20 protein-coding genes are annotated in these 19,961 nt (G+C 53.1%); 10 read left to right on the top strand and 10 right to left on the bottom strand.

Features of this window, described 5'->3' with window-relative positions:
- The first annotated feature begins 240 nt into the window (after positions 1 to 240).
- Together prfB and lysS are read left to right on the top strand one after the other, a co-directional pair.
- Positions 241 to 1,339, top strand: a protein-coding gene (gene prfB / locus ACMHXH_RS01165) for a peptide chain release factor 2 (protein WP_162206727.1) whose coding sequence is annotated in 2 segments (ribosomal slippage) — positions 241 to 315 and positions 317 to 1,339 — 1,098 coding nt in all. Because the reading frame shifts where the segments join, the coding sequence is not laid out codon by codon here.
- 17 nt (positions 1,340 to 1,356) lie between these two features.
- Positions 1,357 to 2,859, top strand: a complete 1,503-nt coding sequence (lysS, locus tag ACMHXH_RS01170) for a lysine--tRNA ligase (RefSeq protein ID WP_028779438.1) — start codon at positions 1,357 to 1,359, stop codon at positions 2,857 to 2,859.
- Between the two features lie 73 nt (positions 2,860 to 2,932).
- Here the strand turns inward: lysS and ACMHXH_RS01175 are convergent, their stop codons facing one another.
- Complete coding sequence (locus tag ACMHXH_RS01175; protein WP_335912339.1) at positions 2,933 to 3,862, bottom strand: diguanylate cyclase; 930 nt, start codon at positions 3,860 to 3,862, stop codon at positions 2,933 to 2,935.
- A 136-nt stretch (positions 3,863 to 3,998) separates the two neighbouring features.
- On the opposite strand from ACMHXH_RS01175, the gene ACMHXH_RS01180 reads away from it, so the two are divergent.
- Positions 3,999 to 4,538, top strand: a complete 540-nt coding sequence (locus tag ACMHXH_RS01180) for a hypothetical protein (protein WP_335912337.1) — start codon at positions 3,999 to 4,001, stop codon at positions 4,536 to 4,538.
- Between the two features lie 75 nt (positions 4,539 to 4,613).
- On the opposite strand, the gene ACMHXH_RS01185 is transcribed toward ACMHXH_RS01180, so the two are convergent.
- A complete protein-coding gene (locus tag ACMHXH_RS01185; protein ID WP_071476573.1) occupies positions 4,614 to 5,471 on the bottom strand; it encodes a DUF72 domain-containing protein in 858 nt (285 codons plus the stop codon).
- Positions 5,472 to 5,789: 318 nt separating this feature from the next.
- Here ACMHXH_RS01185 and ACMHXH_RS01190 point away from each other — a divergent pair, with 318 nt between their 5' ends.
- The gene (locus tag ACMHXH_RS01190) at positions 5,790 to 6,227 is read left to right on the top strand and encodes a hypothetical protein (RefSeq protein WP_335912335.1); all 438 of its coding nucleotides are present in this window, start codon (positions 5,790 to 5,792) and stop codon (positions 6,225 to 6,227) included.
- Between the two features lie 100 nt (positions 6,228 to 6,327).
- On the opposite strand, the gene ACMHXH_RS01195 is transcribed toward ACMHXH_RS01190, so the two are convergent.
- Complete coding sequence (locus ACMHXH_RS01195; RefSeq protein ID WP_039035028.1) at positions 6,328 to 7,533, bottom strand: aromatic amino acid transport family protein; 1,206 nt, start codon at positions 7,531 to 7,533, stop codon at positions 6,328 to 6,330.
- A 367-nt stretch (positions 7,534 to 7,900) separates the two neighbouring features.
- A complete protein-coding gene (locus tag ACMHXH_RS01200; protein ID WP_039035027.1) occupies positions 7,901 to 8,791 on the bottom strand; it encodes a LysR family transcriptional regulator in 891 nt (296 codons plus the stop codon).
- Between the two features lie 99 nt (positions 8,792 to 8,890).
- Here ACMHXH_RS01200 and ACMHXH_RS01205 point away from each other — a divergent pair, with 99 nt between their 5' ends.
- Together ACMHXH_RS01205 and ACMHXH_RS01210 are read left to right on the top strand one after the other, a co-directional pair.
- Positions 8,891 to 9,358 carry a CidA/LrgA family protein gene (locus ACMHXH_RS01205; RefSeq protein ID WP_071476553.1) on the top strand — a complete coding sequence of 156 codons (468 nt, stop codon included), beginning with the start codon at positions 8,891 to 8,893 and terminating at the stop codon, positions 9,356 to 9,358.
- A 4-nt stretch (positions 9,359 to 9,362) separates the two neighbouring features.
- Positions 9,363 to 10,052 (top strand): LrgB family protein, encoded by a 690-nt coding sequence (locus ACMHXH_RS01210; RefSeq protein ID WP_083399819.1) that lies wholly within the window; start codon positions 9,363 to 9,365, stop codon positions 10,050 to 10,052.
- A 128-nt stretch (positions 10,053 to 10,180) separates the two neighbouring features.
- On the opposite strand, the gene ACMHXH_RS01215 is transcribed toward ACMHXH_RS01210, so the two are convergent.
- Positions 10,181 to 10,513, bottom strand: a complete 333-nt coding sequence (locus ACMHXH_RS01215; RefSeq protein WP_143078406.1) for a hypothetical protein — start codon at positions 10,511 to 10,513, stop codon at positions 10,181 to 10,183.
- Between the two features lie 271 nt (positions 10,514 to 10,784).
- On the opposite strand from ACMHXH_RS01215, the gene ACMHXH_RS01220 reads away from it, so the two are divergent.
- Entirely contained in the window at positions 10,785 to 12,029 is a 1,245-nt protein-coding gene (locus tag ACMHXH_RS01220; protein ID WP_162206747.1) for a dicarboxylate/amino acid:cation symporter, read from the top strand.
- 57 nt (positions 12,030 to 12,086) lie between these two features.
- Here ACMHXH_RS01220 and ppa read toward each other — a convergent pair whose 3' ends face one another.
- On the bottom strand, positions 12,087 to 12,614 hold the full coding sequence (ppa, locus tag ACMHXH_RS01225; RefSeq protein ID WP_025008962.1) for an inorganic diphosphatase: 528 nt from the start codon (positions 12,612 to 12,614) through the stop codon (positions 12,087 to 12,089).
- Between the two features lie 207 nt (positions 12,615 to 12,821).
- A complete protein-coding gene (locus tag ACMHXH_RS01230) occupies positions 12,822 to 13,811 on the bottom strand; it encodes a class 1 fructose-bisphosphatase (RefSeq protein ID WP_071476556.1) in 990 nt (329 codons plus the stop codon).
- 183 nt (positions 13,812 to 13,994) lie between these two features.
- On the opposite strand from ACMHXH_RS01230, the gene ACMHXH_RS01235 reads away from it, so the two are divergent.
- A complete protein-coding gene (locus ACMHXH_RS01235; RefSeq protein ID WP_335912331.1) occupies positions 13,995 to 16,232 on the top strand; it encodes a S9 family peptidase in 2,238 nt (745 codons plus the stop codon).
- Between the two features lie 59 nt (positions 16,233 to 16,291).
- Here the strand turns inward: ACMHXH_RS01235 and ACMHXH_RS01240 are convergent, their stop codons facing one another.
- Entirely contained in the window at positions 16,292 to 17,488 is a 1,197-nt protein-coding gene (locus ACMHXH_RS01240; protein ID WP_071476558.1) for a cation:proton antiporter, read from the bottom strand.
- A gap of 107 nt (positions 17,489 to 17,595) precedes the next feature.
- On the opposite strand from ACMHXH_RS01240, the gene ACMHXH_RS01245 reads away from it, so the two are divergent.
- The gene (locus ACMHXH_RS01245; protein WP_039035019.1) at positions 17,596 to 18,465 is read left to right on the top strand and encodes a universal stress protein; all 870 of its coding nucleotides are present in this window, start codon (positions 17,596 to 17,598) and stop codon (positions 18,463 to 18,465) included.
- 12 nt (positions 18,466 to 18,477) lie between these two features.
- Here the strand turns inward: ACMHXH_RS01245 and ACMHXH_RS01250 are convergent, their stop codons facing one another.
- Entirely contained in the window at positions 18,478 to 19,359 is an 882-nt protein-coding gene (locus ACMHXH_RS01250) for a LysR family transcriptional regulator (protein WP_039035018.1), read from the bottom strand.
- Positions 19,360 to 19,454: 95 nt separating this feature from the next.
- Between ACMHXH_RS01250 and ACMHXH_RS01255 the strand changes: the two genes are divergently transcribed.
- Positions 19,455 to 19,595, top strand: a complete 141-nt coding sequence (locus ACMHXH_RS01255; protein ID WP_157823006.1) for a hypothetical protein — start codon at positions 19,455 to 19,457, stop codon at positions 19,593 to 19,595.
- Positions 19,596 to 19,671: 76 nt separating this feature from the next.
- On the opposite strand, the gene ACMHXH_RS01260 is transcribed toward ACMHXH_RS01255, so the two are convergent.
- Complete coding sequence (locus tag ACMHXH_RS01260; protein ID WP_025008966.1) at positions 19,672 to 19,932, bottom strand: DUF5062 family protein; 261 nt, start codon at positions 19,930 to 19,932, stop codon at positions 19,672 to 19,674.
- Positions 19,933 to 19,961 lie beyond the last annotated feature (29 nt).

A 19,961-nucleotide genomic window follows, 5' to 3' on the forward strand; every position in this document is an offset into this window, starting at 1 on the left:
CTGCTCGGCATGATCACCTGATTCATTTGTTGATTAAGTTGGCATATTTGATTTTTTGTCACAGTTTTTTCACCGCGGAATTCGCTAGAGTGTGTCAGATGTTTTACCGGAACCGGCTCTGAATGCAGTACCGGCGAAAAAAAATCAAGCTTCTGCCTGCAGTGGCATAGGTTTCAGCGGCTGCTTGGGTTAAAATCCCTCGTTTGCTACGTCCTTAACACCAAAGAAAGTTGAAATCGCATGTTTGAAGTCAATCCGGTAAAAAACAAAATCAAGGAGCTTGCCGACCGCACAATGCTCCTTAGGGGGTATCTTTGACTATGACGCCAAGAAAGAGCGTCTGGAAGAAGTAAGCCGCGAGCTGGAAAGCTCCGAAGTATGGAATGAGCCAGAGCGCGCTCAGGCCCTGGGTAAAGAGCGCTCGGCGCTGGAAGTTGTGGTTAAGACCATAGACGATATGGATGCGGGCCTCGAAGATGTCGAAGGACTGCTGGAGCTGGCCATTGAAGAGGAAGATGAAGAAACCTTCAATGATGCCAACAGTGAACTGGGCGATCTGGAAAAGCGCCTGGAAGAGCTGGAATTCCGCCGTATGTTCTCGGGTCCACAGGACGCTTCCGACTGCTATCTGGATATTCAGTCCGGCTCCGGCGGCACCGAAGCGCAGGACTGGGCCAATATGGTGCTGCGCATGTATCTGCGCTGGGGTGAAGAACATGACTTTAACCCTGAACTTATCGAAGTCTCAGACGGCGATGTGGCCGGTATCAAGAGTGCCACCATCAAGTTCAGTGGTGAATACGCCTATGGCTGGCTGAGAACCGAAACCGGCGTGCATCGCCTGGTGCGTAAGTCGCCCTTCGACTCGGGTGGTCGCCGCCATACCTCATTCTGTTCTGTGTTTGTTTACCCTGAGATTGATGATTCCATCGACATCGATATCAATCCGGCCGATCTGCGTATCGACGTGTACCGCGCTTCGGGTGCCGGTGGTCAGCACGTTAACAGAACTGAATCTGCGGTGCGTATTACCCACCTTCCGACCAATACCGTGGTGCAGTGCCAGAACGACCGTTCACAGCACAAGAACAAAGACACAGCAATGAAACAGTTGAAAGCCAAGCTGTTTGAGTTGGAAATGCAAAAGCAAAACGCCGAGAAGCAGGCGGCGGAAGATGCCAAGTCGGACATCGGCTGGGGCAGTCAGATCCGCTCCTACGTGCTGGATGATTCCCGCATCAAGGATCTGCGCACCGGGGTGGAAACCCGTAATACCCAGGCCGTGTTGGACGGTGATCTGGACAGATTTATTGAAGCCAGCCTGAAGTCCGGGCTGTAACAGAGAAGAAGCGGAAAATGACTGAACAAGTATTGGATGAGAACAAGCTGATCGCGGAACGTCGCGCCAAGCTGGAACATGTACGCCAGGGCTGCCCGGCCAATGGTCACCCTAACACTTTCCGTCGCAGCCACAAGGCTGCCGAGCTGCAGGCGCAGTTCGCCGATAAGAGCAAAGAAGAGCTCGAGTCTCTGGGCTTCAAGACCGCCATTGCCGGTCGGATCATGGCCAAGCGCGGCCCCTTCCTGGTTCTGCAGGACGTATCCGGCCGCATTCAGGCCTATGCCGGCAAAGAAGTACAGGCTGATCTGAAAGAACGCTATCAGGGCCTGGATATCGGCGACATAGTTGGCGTTAAAGGCACTCTGCACCTGTCCGGTAAGGGCGACCTGTACGTTAATATGGAAGAGTATCAGCTGCTGACCAAGGCGCTGCGCCCGCTGCCTGAGAAGTTCCACGGTTTGACCGATCAGGAAACCCGTTACCGTCAACGTTATGTTGACCTGATCGTCAACCAGGATTCCCGTGATGCCTTCGTCATGCGCTCCAAAGTGGTTTCAGCCATACGTAACTTTATGGTGAAAAAAGAGTTTATGGAAGTGGAAACCCCTATGATGCATGTCATCCCGGGTGGTGCCTCCGCGCGTCCATTTATTACTCACCACAATGCGCTGGATATCGACATGTATCTGCGTATTGCGCCTGAGCTGTACCTCAAGCGTCTGGTTGTCGGTGGTTTTGAGCGAGTGTTCGAAATCAACCGTAACTTCCGTAACGAAGGTCTGTCGCCACGCCATAACCCAGAATTCACCATGATGGAATTCTATATGGCCTACGCAGATTACCGCGATCTGATGGATCTCACCGAAGAGATGCTGTCTTCCATCGCTCAGGATCTGCTGGGTGACACCAAGCTGCCTTACGGCGAGCACAGCATAGACTTCGGCGGCCCTTATGCCCGCATGAGCATGCTGGAAGCGATTCAGCACTACAACCCAGACAACGCCACAATTCAGGCCATGACCTATGAAGAGGTCAAGGATCTTGAGTTTATGCGTAAGCTGGCTAAAGACGTAGGGCTGGAAATCGAATCTTTCTGGACCTGTGGTCAACTGCTGGAAGAGATCTTCGGTGAAACCGCCGAGCCTAAACTGATGCAGCCTACCTTCATCACCGGCTACCCAGCGGACATCTCGCCACTGGCCCGTCGCAACGATGACAACGACTTCATCACCGACCGCTTCGAGTTCTTTATCGGTGGTCGTGAAGTGGCCAACGGCTTCAGCGAGCTCAATGACGCCGAAGATCAGGACAACCGCTTCAAGGCTCAGGTTGAAGCCAAGGATGCCGGTGACGATGAAGCCATGTTCTATGATGCCGACTATATTACGGCGCTGGAACATGGTTTGCCACCAACAGCCGGTCAGGGCATAGGTATCGACCGTCTGGTGATGTTGTTTACCAACACTCACACCATTCGTGACGTGATCCTGTTCCCGGCCATGCGCCCACAGGCTTAAGTTCAGTCGCTCGAATTAGACGAGTCAATTCCATGAAGAAGCCGGCCAAGTGCCGGCTTCTTGTTTCCTGTTTTTAGGGCGATTCAGTGCACTCTGGCCCCTGGGCCAGCACAATCCGGTTGCGGCCCTGTGCTTTGGCTTGGTAGAGGGCTGCATCGGCCCTGGAAACCACGGCATCTATATCGGTATCACTGCACTGAAACTCGCTCAGGCCACCGCTGATGCTGGCGCATTCTTCGGCAATACCCAAGGCTCTGAGGCGCCGGGCACACTCGCTTCGCAAACGTTCTGCAATCGGTTGCGCCTGCTTGGCAGCAGTGTGGGGCATAAGGATGACAAATTCATCGCCGCCGTAACGGGAGGCGATATCCTGAGTTCTGAGGCTGGCCAGGCAGACCTCTCCCAGGGTGACTATCGCCTTGTCGCCCATCAGATGGCCAGAGCTGTCGTTGAGTTTCTTGAGGTTATCGAGATCGAAGATCAATATGCTGGTTGGGGTTCGGTAACGTTGAAATAGGGTTAGGTTTTCTGTTAACAGTTTGAGCAACTTTCGGCGGTTGTATAGTTGAGTGAGCGGATCGCGCTCGCACCTTTCCCTGAGCTCCAGCTCCAAATAATGACGGCGGGTAATGTTGCTGGCGACCCAAATTACGGCATCTTCACCATCGACTTGAAAGTCCAATGCTTGGATCCGACCTTCAAACCAGATGGATTCAGTGGGGCCTTGCTCTGTGAGCCCCATAACATCGTTGCCGCTCAGGCTGTATTCCACCACCCTGAGGCGGCGGCTCAGCAAGGCTTGCGCTATTTGGCTCAGAAACCACTCGCACTTGGGGGGTTGGATGACTTGGGAGATGTATTGTCCTATCAAGGCCGTGCCGTCGTGATAGTAGCGACTGTCGGCACCTCCCAGTACTGCGGCATAGCGGCCACTGCGGGTCAGAATAAATACCGGATCCGGTAAAGCGGCGAAGATAGATAAGGTCTGGGACAGAGAAAACATCTTGTCTCCTCCTGGTTTTTTGATTTTATCTTAGTCCAATATATTGAATTTACGGGGCAAAATCGATTTTTTCTGCAGAAACTATACTGAAGATCTCGGTGTTGTTGTATCCGAGTTCAACCTGGAGGCTGGTTTGATGAAAACTTCAGCTTTAATGTTAACCTTGACTCTTTCTTCCTTCGCCGGTGTTGCCCATGCTGCACTTACGGAAGCGCAACAGATGATGTTGGATGACGCCCTGAGCGCTGCGCCGCCCACCATACGCGCCAGTGTTACTGTTGTCGATTGGGATAAAAACGTGTTGCAACAGGGAGATGGCAGCTACACTTGCTTTCCTACTCCGCCGCAGCTCAAGGGAACGGCTCCTATGTGTATGGACGGCCCTTGGATGGAATGGGCTAATGCCTGGATGGAGAAAAAACCTTTTCAGGCCAATGCAATAGGTATTTCCTACATGTTGGCCGGTGATGGAGGGGCCAGCAATATTGACCCGTATGCGGAAATGGAAACCGCTGATAATCAATGGATTGTCGAAGGACCACACCTGATGATTCTGGTGCCGGATCCCGCCATGCTTAACAGTTTGCCGACAGACCCGGCGCAAGGTGGTCCCTATGTGATGTGGAAGGGCACCCCTTATGCCCACATAATGATCCCGGTCGGAGCCAGAAAATAAAAGTTGATAGTACCAAATGCCGTTCACTTTAATTAAACGGCATTTTTTATGTTTATGGGATCAGAAACTTGCTTGTCAGAGTTCCAGGCCCAGTTGTTTGCTGTGATTTCTTGCATCTTGGGGCTGTTGCAACACAGCTAGAGGTTGGCCGTGTTTGGCTTGCCAACGGTCACTGAGCAGACGCTGTAGACTTATGGCCAGCTCAGGTGCCCGGGCATTATCCGGGGTGTGGATGAACAGATAGGGTTGGCGCCCCTCCTCCAGCCATTGGCATAGCTTGTCCAGCCAAGGCTTGAAGAAACCTTGATTGACCTCGAGCTCCGGGTGGCCGATAAAGCGAACTGTGGGATAGCGACCGGTGGCTATGGCATGTACCGGCACTCTGGGTTTCTTTTCATGGGCGTCGATGACGGCGGCACTGTTTGGCGGCGCGGCAAATACCGGCCGGGTGTCCATTATGATGCGGTTGACCGAGCGCTGCAGCAGCAAGCGATTGAGTCGACGCTCGGTTTCTCCCTTGGCAAAGAAGGCCGGGTGGCGTACCTCGACCCCGAGAGGCAACTCGGATGGCAGTTTGCCAAGAAAGGTGTTCAGCGTCCCCAAGGCGTCAGGGCCAAAATAGCCGGGCAACTGAATCTTCCACAGGCCTGTCTTGGCAAACAGTGGCGACATCACCTGCAGGAACTGCTTGAGTTCATCGTCACAGTGCCTCAGTTGCAACTTGTGAGTGATCTCCTGCGGCAGTTTAAAGGTAAAGCGAAAGTCCTCACCCACGGCATCGCGCCAGTTACTGACATTGTTTGCCGATGGGGTGGCATAAAAGCTGGTGTTGCCCTCTACCGTATTGAAAACCTCGGCGTAGCGCGCCAGACGCTCGGCCTGAGGTGTCCCCCTTCCATAAAGGCTTCGCTGCCACTGGTTATGGGACCACATGGCCAGTCCCAATCTCAGCTCTGGTATCTGTTGCTGACCGCTCACCACGGGCTCCGTCAAATGGGTCTCCGGTGCTATTGTGTCTGCGGTCCCTGGCAGGGTCAAGAGTACCGCTGGCACTATGACTGCCACAAAATGCACAGAATTTCAGCAGAGTTTGAGTTAATAATATATTGAGTTTGCAGTGCTTATTTATGCTTACATATAATGAATCGGTGCATTGTAACCTCAGTGCTCACTGACATAAGGACAGGATGTCATTAAATTGGTTCTACACCGACCCGCATTAGCCTATTCCATTCAAATTAAGGATGATTTATGCCTGATACCCAGAGTGCCTCAGCGCAGGATGAGCCGTCGTTCCTGACTGTGACCCTTGCTGACTTACCCGCCGATATTCAATTGAGATTGCCGACAGATAATGCGCCGAGCGCAATAGCCAGGTTGGCCTTGGGGGTATTACTGCTGAGTGCCTCGATTCTCTGGTGGCTGCTGGATGACGCCAGTGCGCTGCAAATAGGCAATCCCATGATGGCCAATCTGCTGGCGCTGGTTGGAGTTTTGCTGGGCAGTGCCAGTTTTATCAGTGGCAGAAGCGCAATGCAGCAAAGGCAGCAGTGGCGCCAACAGGCCCTGGAGCAGCAGTTGGATCAGCGAGTCGTTATCAGTGAGCAAGAGATCCCCGAAGGGTTTGACCTGGTTTTTTCCCAGCTGTCAGCCAGTTGCTTTAGAGTGTCGCTGGAACCAATAAACTGAATGTTGAACCAAGAAAAAACGCAGCCTGAGCGCTGCGTTTTGTGTTTAAAGGTTGGCCCTGGGCGCTGTGCTGGAGCTTCTCCAGTTTATTGCCCCTTGGTTAGCCTATCTTGGTCAGTATCCCGGCCATTTGCAGCAGTTGGCTGAGAATAATCACCACCCCGCACAGCGCTGCCAGCATGAGTGCGGGTTTACCACCAGCGACCCGGTAGCTGCCTGCCGGCATAGGCTGGAGCCGCTGTTTCCAGACCATGGCAACGGGCAGGAACACCGCCAATATCACCAAAGCTATCGCCGCATAACCCAGGGCGGCCATAAAGCCCTGAGGGTAGAAGAGGGCAAACCCCAGTGGTGGCAAAAAGGTGATGGCTGCAGTTTGCAGCCTATGGCCGGCACTGTCGTTGCGGCGCAAAATATCACCCATAAAATCAAATAGCCCCAGGCTGACGCCCAAAAAAGAGGTGGCCAGTGCCAGGTCGGCAAATATGGATACTGTCTGGCCTATCATGGGGTTATGCAGCAGTTGCCCCAGGCTATTGATGAATTTGGGCAGTTCTTTGGAAGCCATCAATTCGCTTTGGCTCAAAGCCCCCTGACTGGCCAATTGCCAAAGTAGGTAAACCAGCAGCGGCATAGCTGAGCCGACAATCATGATTTTCTTCAGCGCCTTGAGATCCAGTCCCACATAGCGCACCACAGAGGGGATAGAGCCGTGAAACCCGAAAGAGGTGAAGATTACCGGCAGGGCTGAGATGACCAGGCCTTGCTGCAACGGCAGCTCCAGCAAGTACCCCCCTTGGGCGTGGGGCAACAGCAGCGCCAACATGATGACCAGGGCGACGATTTTGAGGGTGAATAGCACCCGGTTGATCATATCGACTGAATGGGTTCCTATGGCGACCACCAGGGCGATCAGCAGGGCAAAACCTATGGCGCCTACCTGTGGCGGCAGCGTCAGGTCGGCATAACGAACCAGCTTATCGTTGAGCTGGGCACCACCACCGGCGATGTAGGCGGCGCACAGGGCATACAATAGAAACATCATTGCCAGGCTGGCCAGTAACTGCCCCTTACGGCCGAGCAGCTTGTGTGCCAAGGTGTGCAAAGTGGCATGAGCGGGGGCATGTTGATGCACTTCCAGCATTAACAGCGCTGTGTAACTCATCAATCCCCAAAGCAATAGCATCAGTATCGAGGCGACCCCGAAACCCAGGCCGGCAGATGCCAGCGGCAGCGCCAGCATCCCGGCACCAATTGTGGTGCCTGCTATGATCAGCATGCTACCAAAGGTTTTGTTGTTGTTCATTTTATTACATTCTCAACAAGCATTTTCGTACTGGATCCCCTGGATTTTGGTTTGAGGGGCTCCAAGAGAGCCGGATAACCGGTAACGAAACCTGACAGCAAAGCCACAGTGGCTCACAGGAGAGGGAAGTTCAGGTCATTATCCCCGCCCAAGCCACTGTGGCTTGGGATAGAGATAAAGCTTGTGTATTGGCCGCATTGCGAATCTCGGGTTGTGTTTATAAACCCAGGCCAAGCGGGCCCGGAAAAGTGTGATTCACCTTAGCGGCGCGAAAAGAGGGTGTCAATGAGTTTGTACTGCTGTAACGGTACGCTGTGACTTGGTTGGCGAAAATTCACTCGGCTGCAGCACTTGAAGCATAAGGGTTTCACTTCAGCGCCAGTTGTTGTCTGACCAGCTCGACCATTGCTTGGGCGGCAAAAGAGAGTGGTTGCCCCCGGCGCCAGAATAGCGATAGCTCCCAGAGCAGATCGGATGCGGCCAGAGGTATGCTGATCACCCCGGCCACCGCGTGGCGCTCGGCAATAAAGCTTGGCAGTATCATGGCTCCTGTGCCTGCTGCCACCAGGGCGATACCAAAGTCGGGATGACTGACCCGAGTCACATCTTTGGGGCTGAAGCCGGCTCTCTGGCAGGCATTGATTACCAGCTCATGCAGGGCGTATTCGGGTTCGAACAGTATCTGTGGGATCTCTGCCAACGCCTTGAGGGTCAGCTCTTGACTACCTGCCAGAGGATGTTGTCTTGGCAATACCACCACCATGGGATCGCGGCGGATCCTGATACCATCAAACTCATCCTCAAAGGAGATGATCCCGGTTGCCAGCTCGATTTCCCCTTTCTTGAGGGCCGCGGTTTGCTCTACGCCGCCGCGAACCAATAGATGCATCTGCACCTTGGGATAACGATTACGAAAGCGGGCGATGACAGGAGCAAAGAGTTCGGCACTGCCGAGAGGGGCCAGCCCCAGATGCAGTTCACCCGAGTTGAGACTGCGCTGCGCCGCCAACTCTCTGAGCATGTTGCGGCGTACATTCAATAGTTCCTGGCCGTGACGGTAGACGACCTCTCCGGCTGCTGTAGGACGTAACTGGCTGCCACGCTTGCCTCTTTCCAAGAGTACAAGATCCAGTTCCTGCTCCAACTGGCGAATGGACTTGGACAGCGCAGGTTGGGTCAGGTGGATCTTTTCCGCTGCCTTGGCAAATCCGCCGGCATCCACTATTTCGATAAAGTAGCGAACAACTTTCAGATCCAATTGAATAACCTTATGGAATGCAAACTATGCTTAATATTCATTTTTTTTATTTATATTGCAAGCCTAGAATAAACACCAGTTAAGTTATTCGGTAAAGATATGCACTCCCTCTGCAAACGCCTTGCTTCCCCTCAAAAAGTGGCGAAAGTCATTTGGCTCCAAGGCAAATACATCAGCGCGACCTTGTTGCAAATTGCAGCTATCTGTTTGCTGGCATGGGCTACTCATGCCTTGGCCGCCACATTGCACTCACCCATTCCCGGCAGTGTGCTTGGGATGCTGGTAGTGTTGTTGGCGCTGGGGCTCAAGCTTATCCCGGAAAAGGCGTTGCAACTGGGGGCTGCCTGGTTGATTGGCGATCTCTTGCTGTTTTTTATCCCGCCGGTGATTTCAGTACTCAAGTATGAAACCTTACTCGAGGAGTATGGTTTCAATATTATGCTGACCCTGGTGCTCGGCAGCGCTTCAGTATTGCTGGGAACCGGCTTTGTGGTGGACAGGGTATTTCGTTTCGAGCGGCGCCTTAATTTGAAACGCCAACTGGCCAAACATGGAGTGCAAGGGTAACGCTATGTCTCACAGCTTACTTGCTCTTTTGAGTCTGCTGATCACCCTTATCTGTTATTACGGCGCCAAGGCTTTATACCGCAGGCATCGTAGCTGGTGGTTGGCTCCGATATTTTTGGCGCCTTTGGCCGTGCTGGCTGTGGTGTTGCTGTTGGCGATTCCGCTGCCGACCTATTTTGAGTACACCCATTGGCTGATGGCATTGCTGGCCCCAGCGACCATAGCTTTTGCAGTGCCTATTTACCGCGAGCGCAAGTTGATCCGCCGTTATCCGATCACTATTAGCCTTGGGGTTATGGCCGGGCTCATGTTGGGTTTGGTGTCATCCTGGCTATTGGTCAAATTGGTGCCTCTGCCGAGCGAACTGAGTCACAGCGTACTGGTGCGCTCTGTGTCGACGCCCTTTGCCATGGAGGCCACTGGTGCCTTCGGTGGCGTGCCGGAATTAACCGCTATGTTGGTGTTGCTCACCGGCGTGATAGGTATGCTGGTGTGTGAGCCGTTGTTCAAGTTGGCGCGGATCAAGACCTCTCTTGGTAAAGGAGTGGCACTCGGCGCTTCTGCCCATGGTGCCGGCGCCGCCAAAGCCAGCGAATTCGGTCAGCAGGAAGGCGTGATTGCCAGTCTGACGATGATCTTTACCGGTATCGCCATGGTGCTCGGCGCGCCTTTATTTGCGTTGATTTTTGTTTGATTTAATCGATTTGGATTCAAGTAGATGACCTGACCACAAGGGTTACTGCCGTTTTTGAGTCTATCCATCACCCGATGGCCTTTTCTTGTGGTGACCGCCTGCATCGTCAGGCGTTTTTCCTGAGCCTCTCAGGTAATATGTTGCTTGATTTGCCGGTGCGCCCCACCGGCTTTTTTTTGCCCATTTTTTGTCCGTGGGACTATCTTCTCCAATCGCGCTCTGCGGGTTTTCTCCTGCTTGCTTTGGTGCTTCTGCTGCCAACTTTCTCTATGGTTTGCCCCTATGATTTTTTCTGTGGCGGTTTTTCTAGCTTGGGGTTGAGTGAGGCGGAAAGTCACTTTGATGACGAAATTAACAAGCAGGATCTGCAGTAAAATGGCAAGCGGCCTAACAAGCTCACTGCTTTGAATTGAAATTCTGGCTGTTAATACTGTTATTTTTGTATTTTTAGATATATTCACTGATAAATATTTTGTGTTTGTTGTGGGTTTGTTATTGTATTGTGTGATTGTAAACGGGGTAATTCATAGGGTAAATTTTTGACAAAATTTAAAATGGTTTTAAATCAAGTTTTTATCATTGATTTTTGAGGTTCTTAACATGTTGCGGAGGCACTTTTTGAGCATTTTATCATTGAACTTTTGAGTAGCATGTTTCACTATCCCTTCCCAGAGCGAACAGGGATGATAGTTGTGCATCAGGAACGATGCCGAATTGGAACGTACAATGGCAATACTCAAATCTCTTTCCGGACGGATCTTTATGGGTCTGTTCAGCGGCCTGTTATTGGGCTCTGTGGTGCAATATGGGCTGGGGCATATCGGTTTCTTTTCCGGCACCCTGGTTGAGGTAGCCACCGCGGCGGGCACCATGTTTGTCAATATGATCATGATGCTGGTGATGCCGCTGGTATTTGTCAGCATAGTCTGCGGTGTCTGCGAATTGCAGGACCTCAAGAGCTTCGGTCGCTTGGGCGGCAAGACCTTCAGCTTCTATATCATTAATACCCTGATCGCTATCCTGGCGGCGGTGTGTGTCTCGTTATTGCTGCAGCCCGGTGTCGGAGTGGATATGAGTGGTGGCACGGATGTGGCCATTACCGCGACCGAGTTGCCCAATTTGATCAGCCTGATTGTCGGCATAGTGCCCAGTAACCCTGTCGATGCCTTTATGTCGGGCAACATGTTGCAGGTGATCTTTATGGCGCTGCTGCTGGGTGGGGTCATCAAGTCGCTGGATGACGCCGGCAGCGCAGCGGTTAGAGGTTTTCAAGTCGCCAATGGGATCATGATGAAGCTCATCATGACTGTAATGCAGCTGGCGCCATTTGGAGTGTTTGCGTTGATGTTCAAACTGGGAGCCACTCTGGAAGCCAAAGTTTTTCTCAGTGTACTGGGTTATATGGCCATTATTCTAACCATGCTGCTGCTGTGGATTTTCATTGTTTATCCTCTGGCTGTGGCTGTGTTTACCCCGGTCAGTGCCAAGAGCTTTCGTGCCAAGACCCAAGAGCAGATCCTGTTTTCTCTGTCGACTGCCAGCTCCAATGCCACCATCCCGGTGACTATGCGAACCTTGACCGAAAAGCTTGGGGTCAATAAGGCGGTCGCCGGGTTCGGTGTGCCTTTGGGAGCCACCATGAATATGGGCGGCGTGTCGATTTATATCACTATCGCCATCTTCTTTGTTGCCAACGCCTTTGGTCAGCCAATCTCCAGCGAACAGCTGCCTACTCTGATATTCAGTATCTTTCTGCTGTCTGTGGGCGCTGGTGGGGTTCCAGGTGGCGGTATGGTGATGATAGGTGTGCTAATCCATCAACTGGGCTTACCCGTGGAAGCTTTTGCTATAGTGGCAGCGCTGGACAGAATCATAGATATGGTGTTGACTTCCTGCAATGTGGTGGGCGACGCCGCTGTGTTGACCATAGTGGACCAAACAGAGAAGGGGCATCAGACAGAGGCGGTTAACGCCTAATAAAAAATCCGGCTATTTGCCGGATTTTTTTATGTTGCTGGCGTTGTCGCTCGGGACTTAGCCCTTGTAACGCTCGGCGCTTGACAGGATTTCGGCGCGGGCGGCTTCGGCATCTTCCCAGCCATCAACTTTAACCCACTTGCCGGATTCCAGATCCTTGTAGTGTTCGAAGAACTGTTTGATCTGGGCTTTCAGCAGCTCAGGCAGATCGTTCACATCCTGGATATGACCGTATTCCTTGGAGATCTTCTCGTGTGGTACGGCAACAATCTTGGCATCTTCACCTGACTCGTCGGTCATTTTCAGTACGCCAACTGGACGGCAACGGATAACGCTGCCTGGCTGCAGTGGATACTGGGTAGGAACCAGCACGTCTACCGGATCACCATCCAGGCTCAGAGTTTGGTTCACATAGCCGTAGTTGCAAGGATAGAACATAGGCGCAGTCATCATGCGATCCACAAACAAGGCACCTGTGTCCTTGTCCACTTCATACTTGATAGGGTCGTGGTTTTGTGGGATTTCGATGATCACGTAGATGTCATCTGGCAGGGATTTGCCCGCAGGCACTGCATTTAAGCTCATGGAAGTATCCTTAGACTGTGTATAAATCTATTTCAGGTCCAGCCTGAAGTTCAGTGTGGCGCGTATTATAGCGCGATTTGACGGCTTGCCAATGAAAGGCCGCGGTCTTAAGACTAATTGCCAACAGTTCATCTAAGGCAATCTGTCTCAGGCCCTGGCCCATACCGCCAATTCAAGGCTGCCGACCCCGGCAGCCCCAAGCGGCGTTTAGAGTTCAGGCTCGCCGCTGTAATCCTGCTGATGGTACTCGAGGCAGGCATCGACTTCATTGGCCGAGCCCAGAATGACAGCTACCCGCTGGTGAATTTGCTCCGGTTGGATGTCGAGAATGCGCTGATAACCTGTGCTGGCCTTGCCGCCGGCCTGTTCAACCAGCAGTGCCATAGGGTTGGCCTCGTACATCAGTCTCAGCTTGTAGGGCTTATCCGGATTCTTGTTGTCAGTTGGGTAGGTAAAGATGCCGCCGCGGCTCAATACTCTGTGCACATCGCCCACCATGGCGGCAATCCAGCGCATGTTGAACGACTTCTCTCTCGGGCCTATTTTGCCGAGCAGCAGATCGGCAATATAGGTCTGCATCGGCGCTTCCCAGAATCTCTGGTTGGACATATTGATGGCAAATTCGGCGGTGTCTTTGGGAATACTCACCGCTTCATTGGTTAACAGATACTCGCCGGTTTCCGGATTCAGGGTAAAGAGTTGCACCCCTTGGCCTGTGGTCAGGGCCAACATGGTCGATGGGCCGTAGAGCACATAGGCCGCCGCCAGTTGCTCGCTGCCTTTTTGCAGGAAACTCTGCTCGCTGATCTCCCCCTCGGGTGCCGGCAGCACAGAAAAAATGGTGCCCACCAGCGAGTTGATGTCTATGTTGGAAGAGCCGTCCAGTGGGTCGAAACACACCAGAAACTCACCGCTGTCACCGACTTCAACAATATGATCTTCCTCTTCCGATGCCAGGGCGCGCACTGTGCTTTCGGCCTTGAGGGCATCTTTGAGCATTTCGTTGGTGATTACATCCAGTTTCTTTTGGGTCTCACCCTGAACGTTTTCCTGGGTGGTGGCGCCCAGCACACCGGCCAGTGCGCCGTGTCTTACCGCCTGACTGATGGCGACTGAGCTTTGGGCCAGAGTGAGAAGCAATTGGGACAAGGCTGGGGTGACAGCCTGCTGTTTGAGGGTTTGGGCCAGAGTCTGCATCTTGTTTCCTTAAAAGAGGTCTGAGCTTTTTCTGGGACAGGATCATAACCGAGAACCGGCGATATTTCAGCGGCCAATTGCACGGGTTTGCCGATCCCTTGTCAATTGGGGCAGAATGAGGGCTGTTTTTTGGGCTGTGGCCGGATGCCGTGGCTCTTGTCTCTTATAATTCCGGAAATAATAATGAAAAAAACTTGGATGGCTTCGGCGCTTATGGCGATACCTCTGACACTGGCCAGCGGCCACTCCTTCGCTCTGGAAGGTGGCAAAACCCCTTTGACGGTTGAGCGTCTATATTCTTCACCGGCACTGGCCGGTGCCAGCCCCCGAGGGCTGAAACTGTCTCCCGACGGCAAGCGGGTTACTTACCTGGCGGGCCGTAAAGACAATCAGTATTTCTACGATCTTTGGCAGATGGATGTCGCCACCGGCCAGATCAGTTTGCTGCTGGATGCCTCCAGGCTCGAAGCCGGTGAACTTTCCGATGAAGAGAAGGCCCGCCGCGAGCGGCAGCGAGTGTATGGCCAGGGGATCATGGAATACTTCTGGGCCGACGACAGCCAGGCGTTGCTGATCCCGGCGGCCGGTAAGCTCTACTACTTCAGCCTGGCCGATGCCAAGGTGACTCTGCTGCCGACAGGGGATGCCTTTGCCACAGATGCCAAACTGTCGCCCAAGGGCAATTTTGTCTCCTTTGTGGCCGAGCAAAATCTCTATGTACTCCAGCTGAAAGACCATAAGCTCACGGCGCTGACCCAGGATGGCGGCGGGGCCATCAAGAACGCCATGGCCGAGTTTGTGGCTCAGGAAGAGATGGACCGTATGACAGGTTACTGGTGGGCACCGGATGAATCGGCCATCGCCTATACCCGCATCGATGAGTCGGGCGTGGAGCTGGTGACCCGCAATGAGATTTATGCCGATGGCATCAAGCTGACCGAGCAGCGTTATCCCTATGCCGGTAAGCCCAATGTCGAGATTGCCCTGGGGGTGGTGTCACTGGCGTCCGGGAAGACCCAATGGGTGGATCTCGGCAGTGAGAAAGATATCTATCTGCCGCGGGTGAAATGGCTGCCGGACAGCAAGCATTTGTCGTTTCAATGGCAGAATCGCAGTCAACAACAGCTGGATTTGCGTCAAGTAGACAGCCGCGAGGGCAAAGGCGCCGTGACTCTGGTGTCCGAGCGCAGCGATGCCTGGGTTAACCTCAACCATGACCTCTATTTTCTCAAGCAGCAGCAGGGCTTTATCTGGGCATCCGAGCGTGATGGTTTCAACCATATCTATCTGTTTGATGACAAGGGCAAGGTCAAACGGCAACTGACTCAGGGGAAATGGGCGGTCGACGAGATAGAACACCTAGATGAAAAGCAGGGTTGGGTCTATTTCAGTGGCCGTAAAGACAGTGTGGTCGAGCGCCATCTGTATCGGGTCAGCCTCAATGGCGGTGAGATAGAGCGCATCAGCCGGCGTGGCGGCATGCACAATGCCGTGTTTGCCGACAAGGAATCTGTCTACCTCGACTATTTCAACAGTCTGTCGCAGCCTCCCCAGGTGAGTCTGCACAACCAAAGCGGTGAGCATCTGGCTTGGGTAGAAGAGAATGCCGTCAAGGCCGGACACCCTCTGTATGACTATGCCGGGCTGTGGCAGTTGCCCGAGTTTGGCACCCTCAAGGCCAAAGATGGCAAGGTGTTGCAATACCGTCTGTTCAAGCCGGTGAATTTCGACAGCAAGGCCAAATACCCCGTGGTAGTAAGGGTTTACGGTGGGCCTCACGCCCAGTTGGTGGTCAATAGCTGGAGTGAGCAGGATTACTACACCCAATATCTGTTGCAGCAGGGCTTTGCCGTATTTCAGTTGGATAACCGGGGTTCGGCGCACAGAGGCACGGCCTTCGAGCAGGTGATCTACCGCCATCTTGGTGATGCTGAAGTGGCAGATCAGAAGACAGGTGTCGATTTCCTGCGCACCCTGCCCTGGGTCAAGGCCGACGGTATTGCCATCTATGGCCACAGCTATGGCGGCTATATGGCGCTGATGAGCCTGTTCAAGGCGCCTGACTACTTCAAGGCGGCCATCAGTGGTGCCCCTGTGACCGACTGGGCTCTGTACGACACCCACTACACAGAGCGTTATCTCGGCCATCCTGACGACAACGCCAAGGGCTACGAGGCCAGCAGTGTCTTCCCCTATGTGAGCAAGTATCGTTCAGGCTTGCTGATGTATCACGGCATGGCCGATGACAATGTATTGTTCGAGAACAGTACTCGGGTATATAAGGCACTGCAGGATGAAGGCAAGTTGTTCCGCATGATAGATTACCCCGGCTCCAAACACTCGATGCGGGGCGATAAGGTGCGCACTCATCTGTACCGCTCGCTGACCGACTTCCTTGAGACAGAGTTGAAAGGCAACTGAGCCGGTAAGCTGAAATTATCTGGAAGCATAAAATGCCGCGCCTCATATGGCGCGGCTTTTTATGCTTCGCCCTCCTTGGGCAACAGGCGTCTGAGCAGCAAGGGGCCGAGCAGGGTGGTGATGGCTATCACCAACACCAATTCGGTAAATACCTTGGCCGGAATGATATCCAACTGCCGTCCCACTTCAGCAAAGACCAAACCGACTTCTCCTCTGGGCACCATGGCGCTGCCGACTATCAGCTTTTGCCGCCAAGTGCCGCTGACCACCAAACCGGCCGCCAGCTTGCCGATAAATGCCAGCAGTATCATCGCCAGCAAGAGCAACAGGCTGTAGGGGCTGAGGTTCAGCTGGCTCAAGTCGAGGCTGATCCCCACATAGACAAAGAACACAGGCGCAAACACATCGGTCAGTGGCTGCATCGATTTTTCCAGCTTGTGGGTAAAGGGAAAGGGGTTTTGCAGATACTTCTGCCAGGGCCAGATAAACTGCCTTGATAGCGCCAAACCGGCGACAAAACCGCCGAGCAGCGCCGGGGCGCCAAAAAGGTGTGCCAGCCAGGCAAACAGGCAGATCAGTGTCAGCATGACCACGGCCTCATAGCCAGGGGTTTGGGATTGATAGCTGAGCACTCGTAGCGGGTAAATTAACATCCTACCAAGTGGCGGTGCCAGCAGTAGAAACAGCAGCAGTAAGCCGCAGAGTTTAATGATTGCCAGCGGTGCCAGTTGGCCTTCACTGGCAAAGTTAAACAGCAAACTGAGCAGTATGACTCCGGCAATATCGTCAAATACCGCCGCTCCCAGGATCAGATGACCGGCACTGGATTGTTGCTGGCCACTGTCGCTTAGTACCCTGAGAGAGATGCCTATGCTGGTGGCCGTCAGGGTACAGCCGTAGAAGAGGGCGGCAAACAGCGATAGCTCCAACCAATAGAAGGCAGCCAGGCCGGTGAGTAGCAGAGGAGCGATTATGCCGATAATGGCCACCGCCACCACCTGACGTCCGGCGCTGTAGAGGCGCTGTATCGAGGTTTCGGCGCCAATGGAAAACAGCAACAGTATCACCCCGAGCTCGGCGATATTGGCCAGCACTTGGGTTGGTTCCAGCCAGCCGAGCACTGAAGGACCAAGCAACAAGCCTGCCCCTATTTCCCCCACTACCGCAGGCCAGCCGATACGGTTGCAGCACTCTCCCAGCACGCGGGAGAACAGCAAGATCAGGAACAAGGCGATCAACAGACTATCCATCGACATTGAGTATCCCCCATAGGTGCAATTGTTGATCGGGATCAGTATGGTTTATCCTGCACCAGATTAGAGTCTAAAAAGTAGACAATTACCAGAAAGTTTGGAGAAAACAAATGGGTAAGCTTTTTATCATCGAACAACATGAAGAGGCTAACACTGATGCGATTGCCAAAGGATTGGAGGTAGCGGAATTACTTGAGATGCAACCTCAAGTATTTGCTTATTGCTACGAATATTTCTCTGGTGACGAATATTACAGTCCACGGCTTGCCGGGGCCGCCCAGCAGCGGCTGATGAAGGAGAAGCAAGCCGAGGTGTCGGCTCATCTCAAAAAGTTGGATGCAGAGGATGTGCCGCTGCATATTATCTGGAGCAAGTATCTCTACGAACATGTCAGCAGCCATGCCGGTCGCTATGGCTTTGATATGGTGGTTAAGACAGTGCACCAGAGCGAGCATTTTCTGCCGACCGATTGGCATCTTATTCGCAGCACCAAGGTGCCCTTGATGCTGCTCAGCGATAACCCGATCAAGAAGGCATCCAGTATTTTGATGGCGGTGGATCTCGATGCCAAAAGTCAGCAAAAACAGCGCCTCAATCAACTGGTGTTGCAGCATGGTCGAGAGCTGGCGAAGGCCAGTGGTGCCAAGTTGCATCTGGCACATATTATTCGGGTGCCTAAGGTGATCCGCGATCTCGAGGTGCTTAACCTGCATGAAATGGTCAAGTCGGCCTGGCGCAGACATCAAACCCTGTTGGAATTAACTGGGCTCCCCAAAGAGCAGATCCATATTATTGCCGGCGATCCTGACCTCTGTCTGTATCAGTTGTCCTGCAGGCTCAAGAGCGACTATCTGGTGATTGGTGCACGTCAGCGCCAGGGCTTGATGGGGCGGGTGATAGGCAATACCGCTGAGCAGATTTTGCGGCGCGTACGCAGCAATGTGCTGGTTATCCCAACCGATGAGGAACAGGCAAGCTAATAGCCTGCCTGCTCACAACCCCTTTTTACTTAGGGCAACCAAGGCCTCGGCGGCCGGGGTCAAGGGCAGGTTGTTGCGCCAAATCAGCCCTAGCTGCCAGGTGATTTCACTCGCCATAGGTCGATAGCTGAGCGTTTGCTCGCCGAGCTTGTCGCAGATGGGCTCCGGCAGCAGCGCCAGCCCCATTCCGGCCTGTACCATGGCGCCGAGAAAGTCCCATTGACCACTGCGAAAAGCGATATTCAATGTGACCCCGGCTTCGCGGCTCAGGCGGGTCAATAACTTTGCCAGTGAAAAGTCCTCGTTGTAGAGGATGAAAGGATACTCGGCCAGATCCCGCCATTCTATCGCCTGCTTGCTGGTCAGTGGGTGACCTACCGGCAGACAGACCTTCAGCGGATAACCCTGCAGTGGCGATGAAGACAACTGCTCTCCATGGGTGGTAGGCAGTGCGGTGAAGGCGATGTCCAGGGTGTCGGCGAGTAGTGCCTGCTCACAACCAAAGCCGCCGTATTCATGCATCTGCAACTCGACCGCCGGATAGGTGCGGCGAAACTCGGTTAACAGATCTATGGTCAGACTGCTCATCATGGGGCAGACCCCGAGGCGCAGGTGGCCGGATTTGAGGCCACTCAAGTTACTCAAGTCCTGCTCCATTCTGTGCCATTGACCTATTATCTGACAGGCGCTGGCATGAAATATTTCTCCGGCTTGCGTCAGCTCTACCTTTTGATTGCTGCGGATCAAGAGTTGTTGTTCCAGAGTGTCTTCCAGACGCTGGATCATTTTGCTCAGGGTTGGCTGAGTCAGGTACAACTGCTCGGCGGCTCGGGTAAAGTTACCTGTTTCCACCAGGGTCAGAAAGCAGTGTAAGGTCTTGATTGGTACGTTCATGCTTATTTGGAATTCTTGCTATGGAATTAATTCATTTTACTAATAGACCTGGCGGCGTTAATTTGATCAGCGTCCCAAGTAAAGAGGAAATATCGATGAAAGCATATCAAGGTTTGTGGGTTAGCTCCCTGTGGCAAACTGCCACTGAAACTGAGGAACACAAGGCCAAGCCAGTCAAAGCCAAGTCCCAGAGTTTCTGGAAGCTGATGTTCCACAAAAAAGCCAAAGCAGTCTAAAGTGACCCGGCCCGTGCCGGGTTTCTTTTTGTCATTTTAACTATTTTGGCATAGTTATATCCTGCATGATGCAAGGTTATTGTAATAGTGGATGCTCCTTGGGCAATTTGCCGCTGATCCACATCACCAGCCTATGTTTCATATTGGGGCCATCTTCTTTATCCGATGGCAAAGGCCCTATCAGTTTATCCTGCACCAAGAGGCGATAGACGCACTCGACTTTTTCTTTCTCCGGCACCTTATCCCCAAGAGGGGCAAAGCCACGCTTGAGTGAGTATCCCAAACCTATCTCCAACGCCAGTTTCAACAGAGCCGCTTCATTCTTGTGTTTCTTCATCTGTATCGCTCCCAGCTTATCGCCCCCTG

Source organism: Shewanella sp. BJSY2023SW001 (assembly GCF_047314685.1).
Classification (GTDB): domain Bacteria; phylum Pseudomonadota; class Gammaproteobacteria; order Enterobacterales; family Shewanellaceae; genus Shewanella; species Shewanella indica.